This window comes from Variovorax sp. TBS-050B (assembly GCF_029893635.1).
In the GTDB taxonomy this organism is placed as follows: Bacteria; Pseudomonadota; Gammaproteobacteria; order Burkholderiales; family Burkholderiaceae_C; genus Variovorax.
On the sequence record NZ_JARXYR010000002.1, the window covers coordinates 1200705 to 1217182 of the forward strand.

The following is a 16478-nucleotide window of genomic DNA, read 5'->3' on the forward strand; positions in this document are numbered from 1 at the left end:
TTTCTCATTCCGTCCTTCCCGCCACTTGGCACGGGTCCGTCCGACCCTCAAGCACCATGCGCGACTTCACGCTCTCCGATTTCGACTTTCATCTGCCGCCCGAACTGGTGGCCCAGCATCCCGCGCCCGAGCGCACCGCCTCCCGCCTGCTCGACGGCACCGGCGCCGCCCCCGCCGACCGCATCTTCAAGGACCTGCCTTCGCTGCTGCGCGAAGGCGACCTGCTGGTCTTCAACGACACCCGCGTGGTCAAGGCGCGCCTCTTCGGCGAGAAGCCGACCGGCGGCAAGCTGGAACTGCTGGTCGAGCGCGTGCTGCAGGGGCAGGAAGTGGTGGCGCACATGAAGGTCAGCAAGAAGCCGCCCGTGGGCACCACGCTCCAGATGGTGGGCGCCAACGGACCGGGCTTCCGCGCCACGCTGCTCGGCCGCTGGCCCGAGGAGGACGGCGCCCTGTTCCGCTTCGCCTTCGAGAGCGACACGGGCGAGAACCCCTACATGCTGATGGAGCGCTGCGGCCACGTGCCGCTGCCGCCCTACATCACGCACACCGATTCGGCCGAGGACGAGCGCCGCTACCAGACCGTGTTCGCGCGCGTGCCCGGCGCCGTGGCTGCGCCCACGGCGGCACTGCACTTCGACGAGGCGCTGCTCGCGGCGCTAGCCGCACGCGGCGTGCGGCGCGCCAACGTCACGCTGCACGTGGGCGCGGGCACCTTCCAGCCGGTGAAGACCGAGAACATCGCCGAGCACCAGATGCATGCCGAGCGCTACGAGGTGCCCGAGGCCACGCAGCGCGCGATCGCGGACTGCAAGGCGCGCGGCGGCCGCATCGTGGCGGTGGGCACCACCACCGTGCGCACGCTCGAATCGTGGGCGAAGAGCGGCGAGGCCAGCGGCGACACCCGCATCTTCATCACGCCGGGCTTCGCCTTCGCGCACGTCGACCTGCTGGTCACCAACTTCCATCTGCCCAAGAGCACGCTGATGATGCTGGTCTCGGCCCTGGCGGGCTACGAGCGCGTGATGGCCCTCTATGCGCACGCGATCGCCGAGCGCTACCGCTTCTTCAGCTACGGCGACGCCATGCTGCTGGCCCGCGCACCGACATGAGCACCTTTGCCTTCCGCTTCCTGGTCGCCGCGCTCGCCTGCGCCGCGGCCCTGCTCCTTCCGCTCGCGGCCCAGGCGCGCGGCTACACGCCACAGGGCCGCTGCGGCGACTACGCACGCCTCGACATCGCGAGCCCCGCGGGCACCTGCGTCGCGCTGCTGGCCGACGAGGCCGAGGGCCTGCGCGCGCCGCGCCGCATCCTCGAGGTGGCGCCGGGCCGCTACTGGGTCGTCGACATGGGCTCGTGGGAGCCGCGCCGCGGCCGGCTGCTCGAGATGACGCTGCCCACGGACGGCCTCGCGCCGCGGCGCGCGCGCTTCAGCGTGCTGGCCGAGCGGCTCGACCGGCCGCTCGGGCTGGTGATCGGTCCCGACGGCAAGGTCTACGTCGGCGAATCGAACGCGATCTGGCGCACGCCGGTCCCCGCGCCGGGCGGCGCGCTGCAGCGCGAGACGCTGATCGAAGGGCTGCCCGGCGACGGCACCCATCCGCTCAAGGAACTGGCCTTCGCGCCCGACGGGCGGCTCTACGTCAACGTCGGCTCCGACTCCGACGCCTGCCGCGACGCGGCGAGGCAGTACCCGCTGCCCTGCCCCGACCGTGCCGGCCCGACGCCGCGCGCGGCGGTCTACGAGGCCGTGTTCGCGGGGCCGGAGCGCAAGCTGCAGAGCTTCAAGCCCTTCGCCACCGGCCTGCGCAACTCGGTCGCGCTGACCGTGCTGCCCGACGGCCCGGCCAAGGGCACGGTGCTGCAGGGCGAGAACTCGATCGACTACGAGGAGGTCGGCCAGCCGCCCGAGGAACTCAACCGCCTGCAGGCCGGCCGCGACTACGGCTGGCCCTACTGTGTGGGCAACCGGCAGGCCGCGCGCGGCTACGAGAACCGGTACGACTGCAAGGCCACCGAGGCGCCGCTGATGCTCTGGCCCGCGCATGCCGCGCCGCTGCAGATGATCACCGGCCCCGCGGGCAGCCGCTTCGCGGGCCAGTTGCTGGTGGCCTGGCGCGGCCACCAGCCGCCGGGCCATCGCGTGGTGGGCTTCAAGCTCGATGCGCGCGGCCTGCCTGCGGGCAAGCCGATCGAATGGCTCGCGGGCTGGGCGCCCAAGGCCGGCGTGCGCCCGATGGGCCGCCCCACCGGCATCACCGTCGACCGGCAGGGCCGCCTGCTCGCGGTCGAGGACTTCAACCGAACCATCCTGATGCTGCTGCCGGACGCCGGCAGCGCCCCCCGCCAATGACCGACACCACCACCGCGCTGCCCCGCCTCAAGTTCGACCTGCTGAAGACCGACCCCGAGAGCCGTGCGCGCCGCGGCACGCTCACGCTCAACCATGGCGTGGTGCAGACGCCCATCTTCATGCCCGTGGGCACCTACGGCACCGTCAAGGGCGTGATGCCGCGCAGCCTCGAGGAGATGGGCGCGCAGATCATCCTGGGCAACACCTTCCATCTCTGGATGCGCCCGGGCCTGGACGTGATGGCGGGCTTCGGCGGGCTGCACGGCTTCGAGAAATGGAACAAGCCGATCCTCACCGACTCGGGCGGCTTCCAGGTGTGGTCGCTGGGCGCGATGCGCAAGATCAGCGAGGAGGGCGTGAAGTTCGCGTCGCCTGTCAACGGCGACAAGCTGTTCCTCACGCCCGAGGTCTCGATGCAGATCCAGACCATCCTCAACAGCGACATCGTGATGCAGTTCGACGAGTGCACGCCCTACGACACCAAGGGCCACATCACGACCGAGGCCGAGGCGCGCAGCTCGATGGAACTGAGCCTGCGCTGGGCGAAGCGCTGCCAGCACGAGTTCGAGCGGCTCGCGAACCCCAACGCACTGTTCGGCATCGTGCAGGGCGGCATGTTCGAGGGCCTGCGCGAGGAATCGCTCGCCGCGCTGGTGGAAATGGATTTCCCCGGCTACGCCATCGGCGGCGTGAGCGTGGGCGAGCCGAAGGAAGAGATGCTGCGCATCATGGCCCACACGCCGCACCGGCTGCCCGCGCACAAGCCGCGCTACCTGATGGGCGTGGGCACGCCCGAGGACCTGGTGCAGGGCGTGGCGGACGGCGTCGACATGTTCGACTGCGTAATGCCCACGCGCAATGCGCGCAACGGCACGCTGTTCACGCGCTTCGGCGACCTGAAGATGCGCAACGCGCGCCACAAGAACGACCCGCAGCCCATCGACCCGAGCTGCACCTGCCATGCCTGCGCGGGCACTTCGGGCGTAAGCTGGAACGACGGCGGGCGCGAGGGCTTCAGCCGCGCCTACCTGCACCACCTCGACCGCTGCGCCGAGATGCTCGGGCCGATGCTCACGACCATCCACAACCTGCACTACTACCTGAACCTGATGCGCGAGATCCGCGAGGCGCTCGACGCGGGCACCTTCGCCGAATTCCGCGCCCGCTTCAAGGCCGACCGCGCGCGCGGCGTGTAGCGCGCGCAGCGGCTACTTCGCGGCCGGCGGCGCCTTGACGGGCAAGGGCGTGCCGTAGGGCTCGATGCGCAGCAGGTCGCTCTTGAACACCGCGACCTGCCGCAGCGGCGCCTGCACCAGCGCGCCGGCGGCGTCCTTCTGCGAGGCGTATTGCCAGAGCGTGAGCTGCCCCTTGGCCGCCAGCAGTTCGGCCAGGCGCTGCACGGCGGGGCCCGAACCGCTGCCGAGCTGCGCGGCTTCGACGCCGACGACGATCTCGTCGCGCGGCGACACCAGCTTGAAGAGTTGCACGGGCGCCGCCGCCTGTGCCCGGACGGGGCGCACGACGGCGGCCAGCGGAAGGAGCGCGAGCGCGGCGAGCGCGCCGCGGCGAGGGAGGATGTTCATGGACCGCGAGCGTAGCCACGCGGGCGGCACTTGCCCACAGGCCGGAAGCCATACGCCGCCGGTAGCCGGAGGCATGCAGGCCTCGCCCGGATGTGCGCGGACGGCCGATCGGCTACGCTGCCGGCATGACGAACGGTTCATCCAACACTGCGGCCGCGGCCGCCTATTCCGCACGCTATCCCTCGCTCGCCGAGCGCACCGTGTTCATCTCCGGCGGGGCGAGCGGCATCGGCGAATCGCTGGTGCGCGCCTTCCATGCGCAGGGCGCGAAGGTCGGCTTCTGCGACCTCGACACCGCCGCGGGCCAGGCGCTCGCGGGGCAATTGCGCGGCGAGCATCCCGCGCTCTTCCTGCCCTGCGACGTGACCCGACACCGCGGCGCTCGCGGCCGCCATCGCCGCCGTGCGGGCGCACTTCGGTCCCGTGGGCGTGCTGCTCAACAACGCCGCCAACGACCGCCGCCACGAGATGGCCGACGTGACCGACGAGGACTTCGACCGCCTCGTGGCCGTCAACTTCAAGCACCAGTTCTTCGCCGCGCAGGCGGTGGCGGACGACATGCGCGCGCTCGGCGGCGGTTCGATCATCAACTTCGGCTCGATCAGCTGGATGATCAAGGGCCGCGGCTACCCGGTCTACCAGGCCTGCAAGGCGGCCGCGCGCGGCCTCACGCGCTCGCTCGCGCGCGACCTCGGCAAGCAGAACATCCGCGTCAATTCGATCGTGCCCGGCTGGGTGATGACCGAACGGCAGATCCGGCTCTGGGTCAAGCCCGAATCGGGCGCCGAGATCGACGCGGCCCAGTGCCTGCCGGGCCGCGTGATGGGCGAGGACATCGCCGCGATGGCGCTGTTCCTCGCGGCCGACGATTCGCGCATGTGCACCGCGCAGGACTTCGTGGTGGACGCGGGCTGGACCTGAGGCGCCGCGCCACCGGTCAGCCCGGCTGCGGCGCGGCCGAGGCCGCAGTGCCGCAGGCGTGGCAGAACTTCGAGAACGCGCTCTTGCGCGTGCTGCAGTGGCCGCAATGGTCGTACAGGCCGATGCCGCAATGCGGGCAGAAGTCGATCTCGGTGTTCTTCAGGTCCACCGGCCGCTCGCAGCCCGGGCACACGTTCTTCGCGAGGCGCGCGAGCGCGGTGTCGTAGCTGAGCTCCTGGCGCCGCACCGGGTCGGGCTGCTGCTCCGCCGCCTTCTGCCGCGCGAGGTAGCGGTTGAGTGCGAGGATCGCGTAGCGCCCCACGAGCACCGTGACCACGATGCCCACCACGTAGCGCACGTAGCCGCCGTAGCTCGGCAGGTAGGGCACGAGCTCGACGAAGAAGGCGAACAGCGCGAACAAAATGAAGCCCCAGGCGAAGGGCCAGTAGGTGCTCTTGCGCTTCTTCACGAACAGCCAGCCCGCGATCACGAGCAGCGGCAGCGTGAGCGCGAGTCGGTAGCCGAACACGCGCAGTTCCACGCGGCGGTACTCGGCCTCGAGCTTCTCCTGCGCCGCGCGCTCCAGCACCGCGAGCGATTCGCGCGCACGCTGCTCCGACTGCCGCGCGTCGAGCACGATCTGCCGTTGGGCGTCGAGCTTGCGCTGCAGCTCGTCTTCCTTCTGCTTGAGCGCATCGAGCGCGCGGGTGCGCGAGATCAGCTCCGGGTCCTGGTCGGGCTGCGCGGTGGCGCGCCGCGTGGCGATCCAGTTGCCGAAGGTCTCGCGCGCATTGGCGCTGGCCTGCCGCGCGGCATTGGCCTGCAGCTGGATCTGGTCGAGCTCGCGCGAGGCTTCGAGCTCGGCCTGCTCGGACGCCTTGATGGCGCTGCGCAGCGGCTCGGCCGCGGGGCGGTCGATGAAGTCGTCGAGCTGCAGCGCGCGCTCGACCTGCGGCAGGTCGCCCACCACCGTGCCGCCGAGCCCGATCAGGAAGCTCGCGAACACCAGCGCCACGAGCCAGAGCCCGCGGCGAAACCATTTCTCGGACAGACGCAATGACTTGCTCATTTCCTTCTTTCTCCTCGTTGTTCTTTGCGCAAGGGCGCGATCACAGCTTCAGCACCACCGGCGCGGCGCCCAGCCCCGCGCGCGGCAGCCATTCGAACACCGAATCGACCGTCACGGTCTCGATGCGGTCCGAGAAGCGCTTGTCGTTCGGATGGTCGTCGAAGGCCACGTTGGCCGAGCCCACGCGGCCGCCGAGCCGCGTGAGCGGACCGAGCCGCAGCGTCGTCGGCTGGTAGCCCTTGAACTGCAGCCAGGCCTGCGCCTGCGCGCGGCTGGCGATCGTCGCGGGCTCCATGGCCGCGGCCAGCGTCTCGATGGCCCACTGGTTCGACTGCTGGTACTTCTGCCCCCAGGCGTAGCTCACGATGCTGTAGGGCGCAACGTTCATCCGCGCGATGCGCGCCGCGGGCTCGCGCAGCGCGGCCAGCAGCTGCGCCTGCACCTGCGGCGCGGGCACCGACCAGGCGGCCTCGTAGCGCCACGGATCGTCGAGAAAGAACTCGCCGAGCCCCTGGCGGTAGAGCGCGGCCACGGCCGTGCCGCACTGGTTGAGCTTGTGCACCACGCGCCACGGGCCTTCGTCGGTCTTGTAGGCGATGCCCATGTGCGAATAGCGCAGGCCGTACTTGCCGAGGTCCTGCCCGGCGCGCGCCAGCAGCACCACGCGGGCGCCGCTGGCGTCGAGCCGCTCGGCGGTGCGCTGGGCCAGCTGCATGCCCTGCACGATGGACGCCGCGGTCGGCCTGGCCTCCTGGCACGAGCGGCCGGCCTGTGCCTGCAGCGGCAGGGCCGCCACGAGCGTGAGCGCAAGCAGCGCGCGAAGCAGCAGCGGCTTCATGACAGCTTCTCGTTGTAGAGCAGCGCCCGGCCGATGGCGTTGGGCACGAAGGCCAGCACCTCGCCCGCGGCCGACAGCACGACGCCGGTGCCGATCACGCTCACGAGCACGCTGGTGCCCACGGCCGCCGAGAGACCGTTGGCCGCGCGGCCGGCCACCTTGACGCTGGCGCGCGCGCCGTCCGAGGCGCGCTCGAGCAGGTACACCGTGCCGTCGGCCACGGCTTCCACGGCCACCACCGTCAGCACCGAGCCGCCGACCGAGAGCGCCGCCGGCAGCGCGACCACCGCGGTGGCGGACGCACCCACCGCCGACGCGGCGCCCACCACCGAGGCCACCGGCAGCAGCGAGAGTCCGGCCGATGCCTCGGAGGCCCCGTCGTGGGCCTGCGCCTGCAAGGGAAGCGTGGCGGCCGCGAGCACGGTGCAGGCAGCGGCCAGAAGAGAAACCATCGACTTTTTCATCGCGATCTTTCCTTTGGGAAGACGAAATTGAAGTGGGAGCGGCGCGCTCATTCGCCCGTGCCGGCGGCGGCTTCCTGGCGTGCGGCGCGGCGGCCCTGCAGGCGTGCCTCGGCCAGGTCGGCCTCGTGCCGGTCGCGCAGCGTCTTGGCGAGCGTGAAGGCCGAACTGATGAGGAACAGCCAGCTCACGCCGAGGAAGGCCTTGTAGGCTTCGTTGATCTCCATCCGCACCAGGCCCCAGCCGGTGAGGCCCATGGCGGTGAAGAAGCTGCCCCAGACGACCAGACGCCACATCGGCACGTCGCGGCCGGTGGCGGCGCCGCCGGCCTGCACCTGCTGGTTGTCACGCACGAACTTCGCGAGCATGAAGGCGGTGCTGAGGCAGAACACGTAGCCCATCACCATGAACGCACGGTCCAGCGCCTCGCCCGGCAGCCAGGCGAGGCCGGTGGCGCAAAGGAAGACGGCGATCGCGAACGAGGTCCAGACCTGGAGCTGCCAGGCCCGCGTGTCGCGCTGGATCGAAACGGTGGTGGAAGGGAAGGGTTGCATGAAGGCCTCGCGGCGTAGTGAAGGTGAGCGAATGATGGTTCGCTCGCCCATCGCGGGGCTCGGATTCTTCGACCAGTTCCGGCTTCAGGCGCCGGAGGTATCGCAAAGCGATACTTTTCAGCCGGCGCTGAACAGGCCGCTCACGCGCCGCTGCAGCGCCTCCGGCTGCACCTCGACCGGCGGCACGGCGTGGCCGACGTGCAGGCCCACGCGGCTGAAGAAGCCGCGGCGGAAGGGCTTGGCCATGGCCACGTTCTGGCCGCCGCGCAGTTCGATGCGGCTGAAGTACGAGCCCCAGAGGTTGGTCAGCGCCATCGGGATCACCGGCGGCTCCAAGCCTTCGGCGCGCGCGCTCTCGACGATCTTCACCACGCCGCCCTTGAAGGGCTGCAGCTGGCCGTCGCGCGTGATCGCACCCTCGGGGAAGATCGCGAGCAGGTCGCCCTCGCGCAGCACGGCCAGCGCCCTCGCGAAGGCCGCCTCGTAGGCCGCCGGGTCTTCCTTCTGCGGCGCGATCGGGATCGCCTTGGCGAGCTTGAACAGCCAGCCGAGCACCGGCACCTTGAAGATCCGGTGGTCCATGATGAAGCGGATCGGCCGCGGGCTCGCGGCCATCAGCAGGATCGCGTCGATGAAGCTCACGTGGTTGCACACCAGCACCGCGGCGCCCTCGGTCGGGATGTGCTCCTCGCCCTTGATCTCGAAGCGGTAGACGAAGTGCGACAGCACCCAGGCGACGAAGCGCAGCAGGTACTCGGGCACCAGCATGAAGATGTAGAACGCGACCACCGCGTTGGCGATGCCGGTGAACAGGAAGATCTGCGGGATCGTGAAGCCCGCGCCGAGCAGCGCACCCGCGATCACGGAGCTGCCGATCATGAAGAGCGCATTGAGGATGTTGTTGGCCGCGATGATGCGCGCGCGGTGCGTGGGCTGGCTGCGCAGCTGGATCAGCGCGTACATCGGCACGCTGTAGAGGCCCGCGAACAGCGACAGCAGCGCCAGGTCGGCCATCACGCGCCAGTGGGCCGACTGGCCGAGGAAGGCGGCGAGTCCCGTGCCCGCGGCGGGCGGCAGCGCGCGCGAGGCGAAGTACAGGTCGATCGCGAACACGCTCATGCCGATCGCCCCGAGCGGCACGAGGCCGATCTCCACCTGGCGCCGGCTCAGCGTCTCGCACAGCAGCGAACCTATGCCGATGCCGACCGAGAACACCACCAGCAGCAGCGAGGCCACCTGTTCGTCGCCGTGCAGCACCTCCTTCGCGAAGCTCGGGAACTGGCTCAGGAACACGGCGCCGAAGAACCACATCCACGAGATGCCGAGCAGCGAGCGGAACACCACGATGTTGCCGTGCGCGAGCTTGAGGTTGCGCCAGGTCTCGCTGAACGGGTTCCAGTTGATGACCAGCCCCGGATCGGTGGCGGGTGCGGGCGGAATCGCCTGCGCCGTGGCGCGCCCGACCAGCGCCAGCAGCACGCAGGCGGCCCCCACGGTGGTGTGGCCGATCTGCGGCAGCGCCACCAGCAGCCCGCCCGCGACCTGGCCGAGCAGGATCGCGACGAAAGTTCCCATCTCGACCATGCCGTTGCCGCCCGTGAGTTCGCGCGCATCGAGCACCTGCGGCAGGTAGGCGAACTTGACCGGACCGAAGAGCGTGGAATGCAGGCCCATGAGGAACACGCAGCCCAGCAGCACCACCGCGTCGGCGCGCACGAAGCCCCAGGCGGCGATCAGCATGATCGCGATCTCGAGGTTCTTGACGAAGCGGATCATCCGCGTCTTGTCGAACTTGTCGGTGAGCTGCCCCGCGGTGGCGGAGAACAGCAGGAACGGCAGGATGAACAGCGCACCGATCGCGAGGCCCGCCATCGCGGGCGGCATCCAGCCGAGCTGCAGCTGGTAGGTCACCATCACGGTGAACGCGAACTTGAACAGGTTGTCGTTCGCCGCGCCCGCGAACTGGGTCCAGAAGAAGGGCGCGAAGCGCCGCTGCCGCAGAAGCGCGAACTGGTTGGCATGGGCGTTCGCATCGGGGGCCGCGGGCGTGGTGGCGGCGGCAGCAGCGGGATCGGTCATTCGACGGTTTCTCCTCATGCCGCTACGGCGGCTGGGTCGGGATTGTGCCGCAGCAGCTTCGCCTGCCAGTCCTTCTCGAGCGAACGCAGCGCGAAGAGCACCGGCAGGCCCGCGAGCGACGCCGTCAGGTGCTTGAGCGTGTGGCCCGACACCAGCTGCCCGGTGGCCTCGTAGATGGCGTGGTCGCCGAGCTCGAAGGCCTTGGCCAGCACGTAGAACACCACCACCCAGCCCAGCCGCAGCCCGACCGCATGCGGCATCGGCCGGGCCAGCGCGAGCGTGAGCACCAGCGCCATGCCGCCGAACTGCACCACGGCCCAGGGCAGCACGTTGCCGCTTTCGTGGAACACCTCGGCCGAGAGCAGCCCCGCCATCAGCACGAACCAGGCCGCGGGCCAGCCGGCGCGCTGGCTCACGCGTTCGCAGACCGCGACGCCGATCAGCCCCGCGAAGGCCACCGCCATGCCGGCGCGGTCGGCCGCAAGCCGGGGCGCATCGGGCACCAGGTGGTAGAAGGCCGAGCCCGCGGCGGTGGCGATCAGGCCGGCGAAGAACAGCCAGGCGCAGTCGAGCGTGTTGTCCGGCGGGTCGTTGGCGGGCGGCGCGAGCGGGAATTCGGCCAGCGCCTGCTGGTGCGCGCGGTCGATGCGGTTGAGCCGGTACAGGCCCCAGCCGCCGATCAGCAGGAAGGGCAGGTTGCTCAGCACGTCCATGGCGTTGGGCAGCCCGTGCCAGCTGCGGTCGTCGGCGAACACCGAGGCGATCGCCACCTGCGAGGCAGGCAGTTCCGGCCCGAACAGGGCCACGAGCGCGAGCAGCGCGAAGGTGAAGAGCAGGCGGCGCTCGCGGCGGCTGAGGGTGGGCAGGAGCATGGCGGGCCTCGTGGGTGACGGTGGTGGTGGGTGGTGCGCGCCGCGGAATCTAGTTGCCAGTGCGTCCAGCGGCATCGAGAATCGATACGAGACACGCATTCACACCCTTCGGTATCTTTTTTCGATACCTCCATCCCTTCCCTCTTCACCCATGAGCACCACCGTCGACCTCGTCCAGGCCCTGAAGAACGAACTCAAGAGCGCGCGCATGACCTACGCCGACCTGGCGCGCTCGCTCGACATGGCGGAATCCAGTGTCAAGCGGATGCTGGCCAAGAGCGACATGCCGCTGTCGCGGGTCGATGCGATCTGCCGTGCGCTGAAGATCGATTTCGCCGAGCTCGCGCGCCGCGTGGCCGACGCCCAGCCGCTGCTGAAGGAACTCACCCACGAGCAGGAACGCGCGGTCGTCAAGGACAAGAAGCTGCTGCTGGTGGCGATCAGCGTGCTGAGCCAGTGGACCCTGGAGCAGATCGTGGCGGCCTACCGGATCAGCGAGGCCGAGTGCATCGGCTTCTTCGCGCAGCTCGACCGCATCGGCATCATCGAGCTGCGGCCGCTCAACCGCTACCGGCTCAAGCTCGCCAAGACCTTCCGCTGGCGGCCGCACGGCCCGGTGATGGATTTCTTCCGCGAGAACGTGGTGCTCGACTACTACCGCGGCGGTTTCGACGGCCCGGCCGAGGGGCTGCTGCTGGTGCACGGCTCCATCAGCCGCTCGCTCGCGCCGGCCTTCCTCGAGCGGCTGCAGCGCGTGGCGCAGGACTTCGCGCAGCAGCACCAGACCGACCAGAAGCTGTCACCCAGCGACCGCGAGGGCTACACGCTGCTGCTCGGGATGCGCAACTGGGAATTCGAAGCCTTCACCCGGCTGCGGCGGAGCTGAGAGGGGCCGGGTTCGGACAGCCGGACGCAGAGGGCGCGAAGGTTTCGCGAAGGACGCGAAAGAACAGCCAGTTTTTTGGGCTTCTTTCGCGGTTTCTGCGCTGCTTTTGCGACTTCTGCGTTCGGCTGTCCGGCCCCGCTCCCGCTCAGGCCTTTGCAGACTCCAGCGTGTCGCGCATCGCGCGCGCGGCAGCCTTGGCGGCCTCGGCGAAATCGTCGCCCGACGAGGCGTAGATGATCGCGCGCGAGGAGTTCACGATGATCGGCGCCTCGGGGCGCCAGCCGGCGCGCACGGTGGCGACGGCATCGCCGCCCTGGGCGCCGACGCCGGGGATCAGCAGCGGCACGGTGGGCGCGAGTTCGCGCACGCGCTCGATCTCGGCGGGGTAGGTCGCGCCCACCACGAGGCCGAGCTGGCCGTTGAGGTTCCACGGTCCCTGCGCGAGCCGGGCCACGTGTTCGTAGAGGAAGGGCTGGCCGTCGATGCCCGCGAGGCGCTGGCCCTGCAGGTCCGAGCCGCCGGGGTTGCTGGTGCGGCAGAGCAGGAAGGCGCCCTTGCCCTCGTGCTTGAGGTACGGCGCCACCGAGTCGAAGCCCATGAACGGCGACAGCGTCACGGCGTCGGCACCGTAGCGCTCGAAGGCCTCGATCGCGTACTGCTCGGCCGTGGAGCCGATGTCGCCGCGCTTGGCGTCGAGGATCACGGGCACATGGGGTGCGTTGCGGCGCATGTGCGCCATCAGCTGCTCGAGCTGGGCCTCGGCGCGGTGCGCCGCGAAATAGGCGATCTGCGGCTTGAAGGCGATGACGAGGTCGGCGGTCGCGTCGACGATGCGGGCGCAGAAGTCGTAGATGCGGCCGGCGTCGCCCTTGAGTGCGCCGGGGAACTTGGCTGGCTCCGGGTCGAGCCCCACGCAGAGCATCGAACCGTTGTGTCGCTGTGCGGTGGCCAGCTGGTCTAGGAAAGTCATGGGGTCCGATTTTACGGACCGGCCTGCCACCGCTCCGCCGCGACGCAGAGATCGGCCCAGGCGCGCGCCTTGTCGGCCGGATTGCGCAGCAGGTAGGCCGGGTGGTAGGTGGCGACCACCGCGACGCCGTCGCCGGCGAGCGCGAGCGGCACCGCGCGGCCGCGCAGCTTGCCGAGCGGATCGGCGCTCTGCATCAGGCTCTGCGCGGCGAGCGGACCCATGGCGAGCACCACGCGCGGCGCGAGCGCGGCGGCATGCGCGGCGAAGGCTTCGCCCAGCGGCTGCGGGCTGCCGGGCCGTCCGGCGGCCACGCCGCGGTGCGTGCGCATCAGGTGCACCGGCGTGGCGCCGTCGTGCAGCCGCAGCGCGCGCAGCATGTTGTCGAGCAGCTTGCCGGCATCGCCCGCGAAGGGCTCGCCATGGCGGCCGTCGGCCTCGGGGGGCATGTCGGCCACGACCAGCCAGCCGCCCTGCGCGGCGTCGGCGCCGGCCTCGGCATAGAGGCGGCGCGGCGCCTCGACGAGCACGGCAGCGCCCTGCGCGAGCGGCACGGCCGCGGGCCGCGGGGCGGGCGCCGGCGCGGCGACGGGGGCGGCCGGCGGGATGTCGGCGGCAGGCCGCTCGCGCGGCGCGGCCACCGGCGGCGCCGCGATCTCGGCGGCCGCCACCGGCGCGGGCGCCGGCGCGGCCGCAGGTGCCGGCGCCTCGGGCATCGGCCACCAGACCTTCACGCCCATCTCGTCGAGCATCGCGCGGCGCCGCGCATCGAGCTGCAGGGTCTGCACCGCATTCATCGCAGCGCCCCCCAGGCCGTGCCGGATTCGTTGAGCCGCAGGCTCATGACCACGGCGTCCTCGCGCTTGCCGTCGAGCGCGGGGTAGTAGCCCTTGCGCACGCCGACGCTCCGGAAGCCGTGGCGCATGTAGATGTCGAGCGCGCGCCGGTTGCTTTCGCGCACCTCCAGCCAGAGCCACTGGGCGGCCTGGGCGCGCGACCAGCCGGTGAGCGCCTCCAGCATCAGCGGCGCCCATCCCTGGCGCTGGAAGGCCGGCGCCACGGTGATGTTGAGCAGATGCACCTCTTCCACACCCTTCATCGCCACGAAGTAGCCGATCAGCGTCTCGCCGAAGCCGGTGACGGGCGTGGCCAGGCCCGGCGCGACCGCGGGCGCGAGCAGGCACTGGCAGTGGTAGCCGACGGCCATCGAGTCGATGAAGTTGGCGCGCGTCCACGGATGGCTGTAGGCGGTCTGCTCGACCGCGCAGACGGCATCGAGCCGCTCGACGGTGAGCGGCTCCAGGCGGGCCTCGACGGATTGAAGAACGGCGCTCATGGCAGGGTCTGCGGTGCGACGGCCGCGGCGGCGGCCTTGATGGCGGCGCGCTCCTCGGTCGTTTGCGCCACTTTATCGCGAACGTAGAGCGGCCAGGCATGCGCCGCATCGACCGCGCGGCCGGCGGCGAGCAGGGCCGGCGCCAGCCGGAGCATCGCGGCGGCCGTCGGCAGCACCGCATGGCGCGCCGCGGCGGGCGCGAGGCGGTCGCCGTAGGCGGCGAAGGCGTTGCCCGCCAGCGACCAGCCCGCGGGCACCTCGAGCGCCTCGGGCGCCAGCAGCAGCGGCTCGGCGCCGTCGCCGCCGAGCGGGCCGCCGGCATCGAAGTCGTAGCGCGCGGCATAGATCTCGTCCATGCGCGCATCGAGCGTCGCCACCACGCGGGCGGGTGCCGAAGGCATGGCGCGCTTCCTCGGCCACCGCGAGCAGCGTGTCCACCGGCAGCAGCGGCACGCCGGTGCCGAAGGCCAGGCCCTGCGCCACCGCGCAGGCCGTGCGCAGGCCGGTGAAGGAGCCCGGCCCGCGGCCGAAGGCGATCGCATCGAGCTGCGCGAGTGCGAGCCCGGCCTCGGCCAGCAGCTGCAGCACGAGCGGGATCAGCGTGCCCGAGGCCTGCGCGCCGCCCGCGCCGCTGTGCGCGAGCACGCGCTCGCCATGGCGCACGGCCACCGTGAGCTGCTCGGTGCTGGTGTCGAAAGCCAGCAGCCTAGGCATCGCGGCATCCCGCGGCGGCGGCCGGCACGGGGCCCACGGGCCCGCGGCGCGCGGCGGACGCCTTGTGCACGCCGAACAGGATGCCCGCGGTCACGAGCAGCAGTCCGGCGACGAGGTTCCAGTGCAGCGGCTCGTCGAGCCAGATCACCGCGCCGAAGGCCGACAGGCCGGGCACCAGCGCCGTGATCATGGTGGTGCGCACCGGGCCGAAGTGCTGGACCATCCGCGTGAAGCTGATGCCCGAGATCACCACCGAGCCCACGCCCTGGAACAGCATCTGGAACGCCAGCTCGCCCCAGGGCGCGCTGCCGATGCGGCTCGCGACCGCGCCGAAGGCCACCAGCAGCGCGTAGACCGGCACGTAGGTCAGCAGTGCGAAGACGGTGATGGCGATCGTGGCGCGCACCGCATCGAGCCCGTGGCGGCGCGCCACCACGCTGTAGCAGGCCCAGCAGAAGGCCGCGCCCATGAAGAGCAGGTCGCCCTTCCACACCTCGCCGCCCTCGAAGGCATGCAGCAGGCTGCGCCCGCCGACCACCAGGTCGCCGGCGACGATCAGCGCGAGGCCGAAGGCGCGCGCCGGCGTGATGCGGTCGTGCAGCACCAGCGCGGCCAGCAGCGTGGTCCACAACGGCAGGCTGCCCGGCATCAGCACCGCGGCATGGCCGGCCGGCGCGAAGAAGAAGCCGCTGTAGGCGAGCGAGGCATACGCCACGCCGCCGAAGATGCCGGCGGCGGCCGTCACGCGCAGCGACAGCGGCGAGAGGCCGAACAGCGACGCGGCCGTGCCGTCCTGCTGGCGGCGGCTCTTCATGACCAGCCAGGCGCCCCAGGGCACGAGCACCAGGCTCGCGCCGCAAATGCGCGCGAGGGCGAGGTCGAAGGGGCTGAGGGAGCGCCCGGCCGAGGCCCGGGCGATCACGATGAAGGCGGTCCAGACCAGCACCGTGACCACGGCCGCGCCGATGCCGAGCGTGCGGGGCGAGAAGCGGGGCAGGGCGGGCATCGGGCGATTATCGAGGGCGCGGCGCCGCCCCGCCGGGCGGGGGGCATTGCGCCGCGCTCAGGCGCCGTCGCTGCGCAGGATCGCGAGGCCTGCCTTGCGCAGCGGCGCCAGCGCCGCTGCGGGCGCCTCGGGCGAGACCAGCAGGCGCGCGGCGGCCGGGAGCGGGTTGATCACCCAGGCCGAGGCGGCGCCGATCTTTTCGGAGGAGGCCAGCACCACCGTCTCCGCGGCCGCGGCCATCAGCGCGCGCTTGATCGCGGCCTCCTCGGCGTCGCCGGTGGTCAGCCCGGCCTCGGCGTGCACGCCGGTCACGCCCAGGAAGCAGATGTCGGCGCGGATGCGCGAAATCGCCTCCATCGCCGCCGCCCCCACCGCGACCATCGAATGCCGGAAGAGCCGCCCGCCGATCAGCACCACCTCGATGCCGGCATGGTCCACCAGCTCGACGGCGACCGACGGGCTGTGCGTCACGACCGTGGCGCGCAGGTCGGCGCCCAGATGCCGCGCCATCTGCACGGCGGTGGTGCCGCCGTCGATCAGCACCACCTGGCCCGGCCGCACCAGGGCCGCCGCCGCGCGGCCGATGGCCACTTTCTCGGCGGTGGCGAGCTGCATGCGGCCGGCGTAGTCGGCCTCGGCCGGCGCGAGCGGCAGCGCCCCGCCATGCACGCGCCGCAGCAGGCCCTCGGCGGCGAGTTCGCGCAGGTCGCGGCGGATGGTGTCCTCGGACAGCGCGAGTTCCTCGCTGAGCGATCGGGCGACCACGTTGCCGTCGCGCCGCAGGACCGACAGGATGTGTTGCTTGCGCTGGCTGGTGAGCATCGGTCGATCGTAGCCGG

16 protein-coding genes and 2 pseudogenes are annotated in these 16478 nt (G+C 71.4%); 5 read left to right on the forward strand and 13 right to left on the reverse strand.

Annotated elements, in window-relative coordinates; all coding sequences use genetic code 11:
* Window positions 1–56: 56 nt before the first annotated feature.
* Genes queA through tgt form a run of 3 tightly spaced genes read left to right on the forward strand, consistent with a single transcriptional unit; the run spans window position 57 to window position 3549 of the window.
* Window positions 57–1112, forward strand: coding sequence for a tRNA preQ1(34) S-adenosylmethionine ribosyltransferase-isomerase QueA (queA, locus tag M2165_RS08745; protein ID WP_280814260.1), 1056 nt, complete (start codon window positions 57–59; stop codon window positions 1110–1112).
* Window positions 1109–2353, forward strand: a complete 1245-nt coding sequence (locus tag M2165_RS08750) for a PQQ-dependent sugar dehydrogenase (protein ID WP_280814261.1) — start codon at window positions 1109–1111, stop codon at window positions 2351–2353. Before queA ends, M2165_RS08750 begins: the two co-directional genes overlap by 4 nt.
* On the forward strand, window positions 2350–3549 hold the full coding sequence (tgt, locus tag M2165_RS08755) for a tRNA guanosine(34) transglycosylase Tgt (RefSeq protein WP_280814262.1): 1200 nt from the start codon (window positions 2350–2352) through the stop codon (window positions 3547–3549). The genes M2165_RS08750 and tgt overlap by 4 nt, the downstream gene beginning before the upstream one ends.
* A 12-nt stretch (window positions 3550–3561) precedes the next feature.
* Here the strand turns inward: tgt and M2165_RS08760 are convergent, their stop codons facing one another.
* Window positions 3562–3936 carry a hypothetical protein gene (locus M2165_RS08760; protein ID WP_280814263.1) on the reverse strand — a complete coding sequence of 125 codons (375 nt, stop codon included), beginning with the start codon at window positions 3934–3936 and terminating at the stop codon, window positions 3562–3564.
* A gap of 125 nt (window positions 3937–4061) precedes the next feature.
* Between M2165_RS08760 and M2165_RS08765 the strand changes: the two are divergent.
* A pseudogene (locus tag M2165_RS08765) lies at window positions 4062–4857 on the forward strand (SDR family oxidoreductase).
* Between the two features lie 16 nt (window positions 4858–4873).
* Here the strand turns inward: M2165_RS08765 and M2165_RS08770 are convergent.
* The 6 genes from M2165_RS08770 to M2165_RS08795 form a co-directional block, all read right to left on the reverse strand.
* Window positions 4874–5926 carry a serine endopeptidase gene (locus M2165_RS08770; RefSeq protein ID WP_280814264.1) on the reverse strand — a complete coding sequence of 351 codons (1053 nt, stop codon included), beginning with the start codon at window positions 5924–5926 and terminating at the stop codon, window positions 4874–4876.
* Between the two features lie 40 nt (window positions 5927–5966).
* The gene (locus tag M2165_RS08775) at window positions 5967–6764 is read right to left on the reverse strand and encodes a DUF2145 domain-containing protein (protein WP_280814265.1); all 798 of its coding nucleotides are present in this window, start codon (window positions 6762–6764) and stop codon (window positions 5967–5969) included.
* On the reverse strand, window positions 6761–7228 hold the full coding sequence (locus M2165_RS08780) for a hypothetical protein (protein WP_280814266.1): 468 nt from the start codon (window positions 7226–7228) through the stop codon (window positions 6761–6763). The genes M2165_RS08775 and M2165_RS08780 overlap by 4 nt, the downstream gene beginning before the upstream one ends.
* A gap of 47 nt (window positions 7229–7275) precedes the next feature.
* Window positions 7276–7779 carry a YiaA/YiaB family inner membrane protein gene (locus M2165_RS08785; RefSeq protein ID WP_280814267.1) on the reverse strand — a complete coding sequence of 168 codons (504 nt, stop codon included), beginning with the start codon at window positions 7777–7779 and terminating at the stop codon, window positions 7276–7278.
* Between the two features lie 117 nt (window positions 7780–7896).
* Entirely contained in the window at window positions 7897–9858 is a 1962-nt protein-coding gene (locus M2165_RS08790) for an MFS transporter (RefSeq protein WP_280814268.1), read from the reverse strand.
* A 14-nt stretch (window positions 9859–9872) separates the two neighbouring features.
* Complete coding sequence (locus M2165_RS08795) at window positions 9873–10730, reverse strand: hypothetical protein (protein ID WP_280814269.1); 858 nt, start codon at window positions 10728–10730, stop codon at window positions 9873–9875.
* A gap of 151 nt (window positions 10731–10881) precedes the next feature.
* Between M2165_RS08795 and M2165_RS08800 the strand changes: the two genes are divergently transcribed.
* Window positions 10882–11616: a helix-turn-helix transcriptional regulator gene (locus M2165_RS08800; protein WP_280814270.1), complete on the forward strand. Its 735-nt coding sequence runs from the start codon at window positions 10882–10884 to the stop codon at window positions 11614–11616.
* Window positions 11617–11761: 145 nt separating this feature from the next.
* Here the strand turns inward: M2165_RS08800 and pyrF are convergent, their stop codons facing one another.
* The 6 genes and pseudogenes from pyrF to M2165_RS08830 all read right to left on the reverse strand — a co-directional run bounded on the left by pyrF (window position 11762) and on the right by M2165_RS08830 (window position 16461).
* Entirely contained in the window at window positions 11762–12586 is an 825-nt protein-coding gene (gene pyrF, locus M2165_RS08805; RefSeq protein WP_280814271.1) for an orotidine-5'-phosphate decarboxylase, read from the reverse strand.
* Between the two features lie 11 nt (window positions 12587–12597).
* Complete coding sequence (locus M2165_RS08810; protein WP_280814272.1) at window positions 12598–13380, reverse strand: uracil-DNA glycosylase family protein; 783 nt, start codon at window positions 13378–13380, stop codon at window positions 12598–12600.
* A complete protein-coding gene (gene rimI / locus M2165_RS08815) occupies window positions 13377–13919 on the reverse strand; it encodes a ribosomal protein S18-alanine N-acetyltransferase (RefSeq protein WP_280814273.1) in 543 nt (180 codons plus the stop codon). The genes M2165_RS08810 and rimI overlap by 4 nt, the downstream gene beginning before the upstream one ends.
* Window positions 13916–14633: pseudogene (tsaB, locus tag M2165_RS08820) on the reverse strand (tRNA (adenosine(37)-N6)-threonylcarbamoyltransferase complex dimerization subunit type 1 TsaB). Before tsaB ends, rimI begins: the two are co-directional and overlap by 4 nt.
* On the reverse strand, window positions 14626–15639 hold the full coding sequence (locus M2165_RS08825) for a DMT family transporter (RefSeq protein WP_280814274.1): 1014 nt from the start codon (window positions 15637–15639) through the stop codon (window positions 14626–14628). Before M2165_RS08825 ends, tsaB begins: the two are co-directional and overlap by 8 nt.
* Before the next feature lie 57 nt (window positions 15640–15696).
* Window positions 15697–16461 (reverse strand): DeoR/GlpR family DNA-binding transcription regulator, encoded by a 765-nt coding sequence (locus tag M2165_RS08830; protein ID WP_280814275.1) that lies wholly within the window; start codon window positions 16459–16461, stop codon window positions 15697–15699.
* Window positions 16462–16478 lie beyond the last annotated feature (17 nt).

What these genes read in the sequence shown, in the direction of transcription:
- M2165_RS08825 (WP_280814274.1), bottom strand. Translation starts at nt 15,639, where the DNA reads ATGCCCGCCCTGCCCCGCTTCTCGCCCCGCACGCTCGGCATCGGCGCG.
- M2165_RS08775 (WP_280814265.1), bottom strand. Translation starts at nt 6,764, where the DNA reads ATGAAGCCGCTGCTGCTTCGCGCGCTGCTTGCGCTCACGCTCGTGGCG.
- M2165_RS08770 (WP_280814264.1), bottom strand. Translation starts at nt 5,926, where the DNA reads ATGAGCAAGTCATTGCGTCTGTCCGAGAAATGGTTTCGCCGCGGGCTC.
- M2165_RS08785 (WP_280814267.1), bottom strand. Translation starts at nt 7,779, where the DNA reads ATGCAACCCTTCCCTTCCACCACCGTTTCGATCCAGCGCGACACGCGG.
- M2165_RS08750 (WP_280814261.1), top strand. Translation starts at nt 1,109, where the DNA reads ATGAGCACCTTTGCCTTCCGCTTCCTGGTCGCCGCGCTCGCCTGCGCC.
- tgt (WP_280814262.1), top strand. Translation starts at nt 2,350, where the DNA reads ATGACCGACACCACCACCGCGCTGCCCCGCCTCAAGTTCGACCTGCTG.
- M2165_RS08800 (WP_280814270.1), top strand. Translation starts at nt 10,882, where the DNA reads ATGAGCACCACCGTCGACCTCGTCCAGGCCCTGAAGAACGAACTCAAG.
- M2165_RS08760 (WP_280814263.1), bottom strand. Translation starts at nt 3,936, where the DNA reads ATGAACATCCTCCCTCGCCGCGGCGCGCTCGCCGCGCTCGCGCTCCTT.
- rimI (WP_280814273.1), bottom strand. Translation starts at nt 13,919, where the DNA reads ATGAGCGCCGTTCTTCAATCCGTCGAGGCCCGCCTGGAGCCGCTCACC.
- M2165_RS08790 (WP_280814268.1), bottom strand. Translation starts at nt 9,858, where the DNA reads ATGACCGATCCCGCTGCTGCCGCCGCCACCACGCCCGCGGCCCCCGAT.
- M2165_RS08795 (WP_280814269.1), bottom strand. Translation starts at nt 10,730, where the DNA reads ATGCTCCTGCCCACCCTCAGCCGCCGCGAGCGCCGCCTGCTCTTCACC.
- M2165_RS08810 (WP_280814272.1), bottom strand. Translation starts at nt 13,380, where the DNA reads ATGAATGCGGTGCAGACCCTGCAGCTCGATGCGCGGCGCCGCGCGATG.
- queA (WP_280814260.1), top strand. Translation starts at nt 57, where the DNA reads ATGCGCGACTTCACGCTCTCCGATTTCGACTTTCATCTGCCGCCCGAA.
- M2165_RS08780 (WP_280814266.1), bottom strand. Translation starts at nt 7,228, where the DNA reads ATGAAAAAGTCGATGGTTTCTCTTCTGGCCGCTGCCTGCACCGTGCTC.
- M2165_RS08830 (WP_280814275.1), bottom strand. Translation starts at nt 16,461, where the DNA reads ATGCTCACCAGCCAGCGCAAGCAACACATCCTGTCGGTCCTGCGGCGC.
- pyrF (WP_280814271.1), bottom strand. Translation starts at nt 12,586, where the DNA reads ATGACTTTCCTAGACCAGCTGGCCACCGCACAGCGACACAACGGTTCG.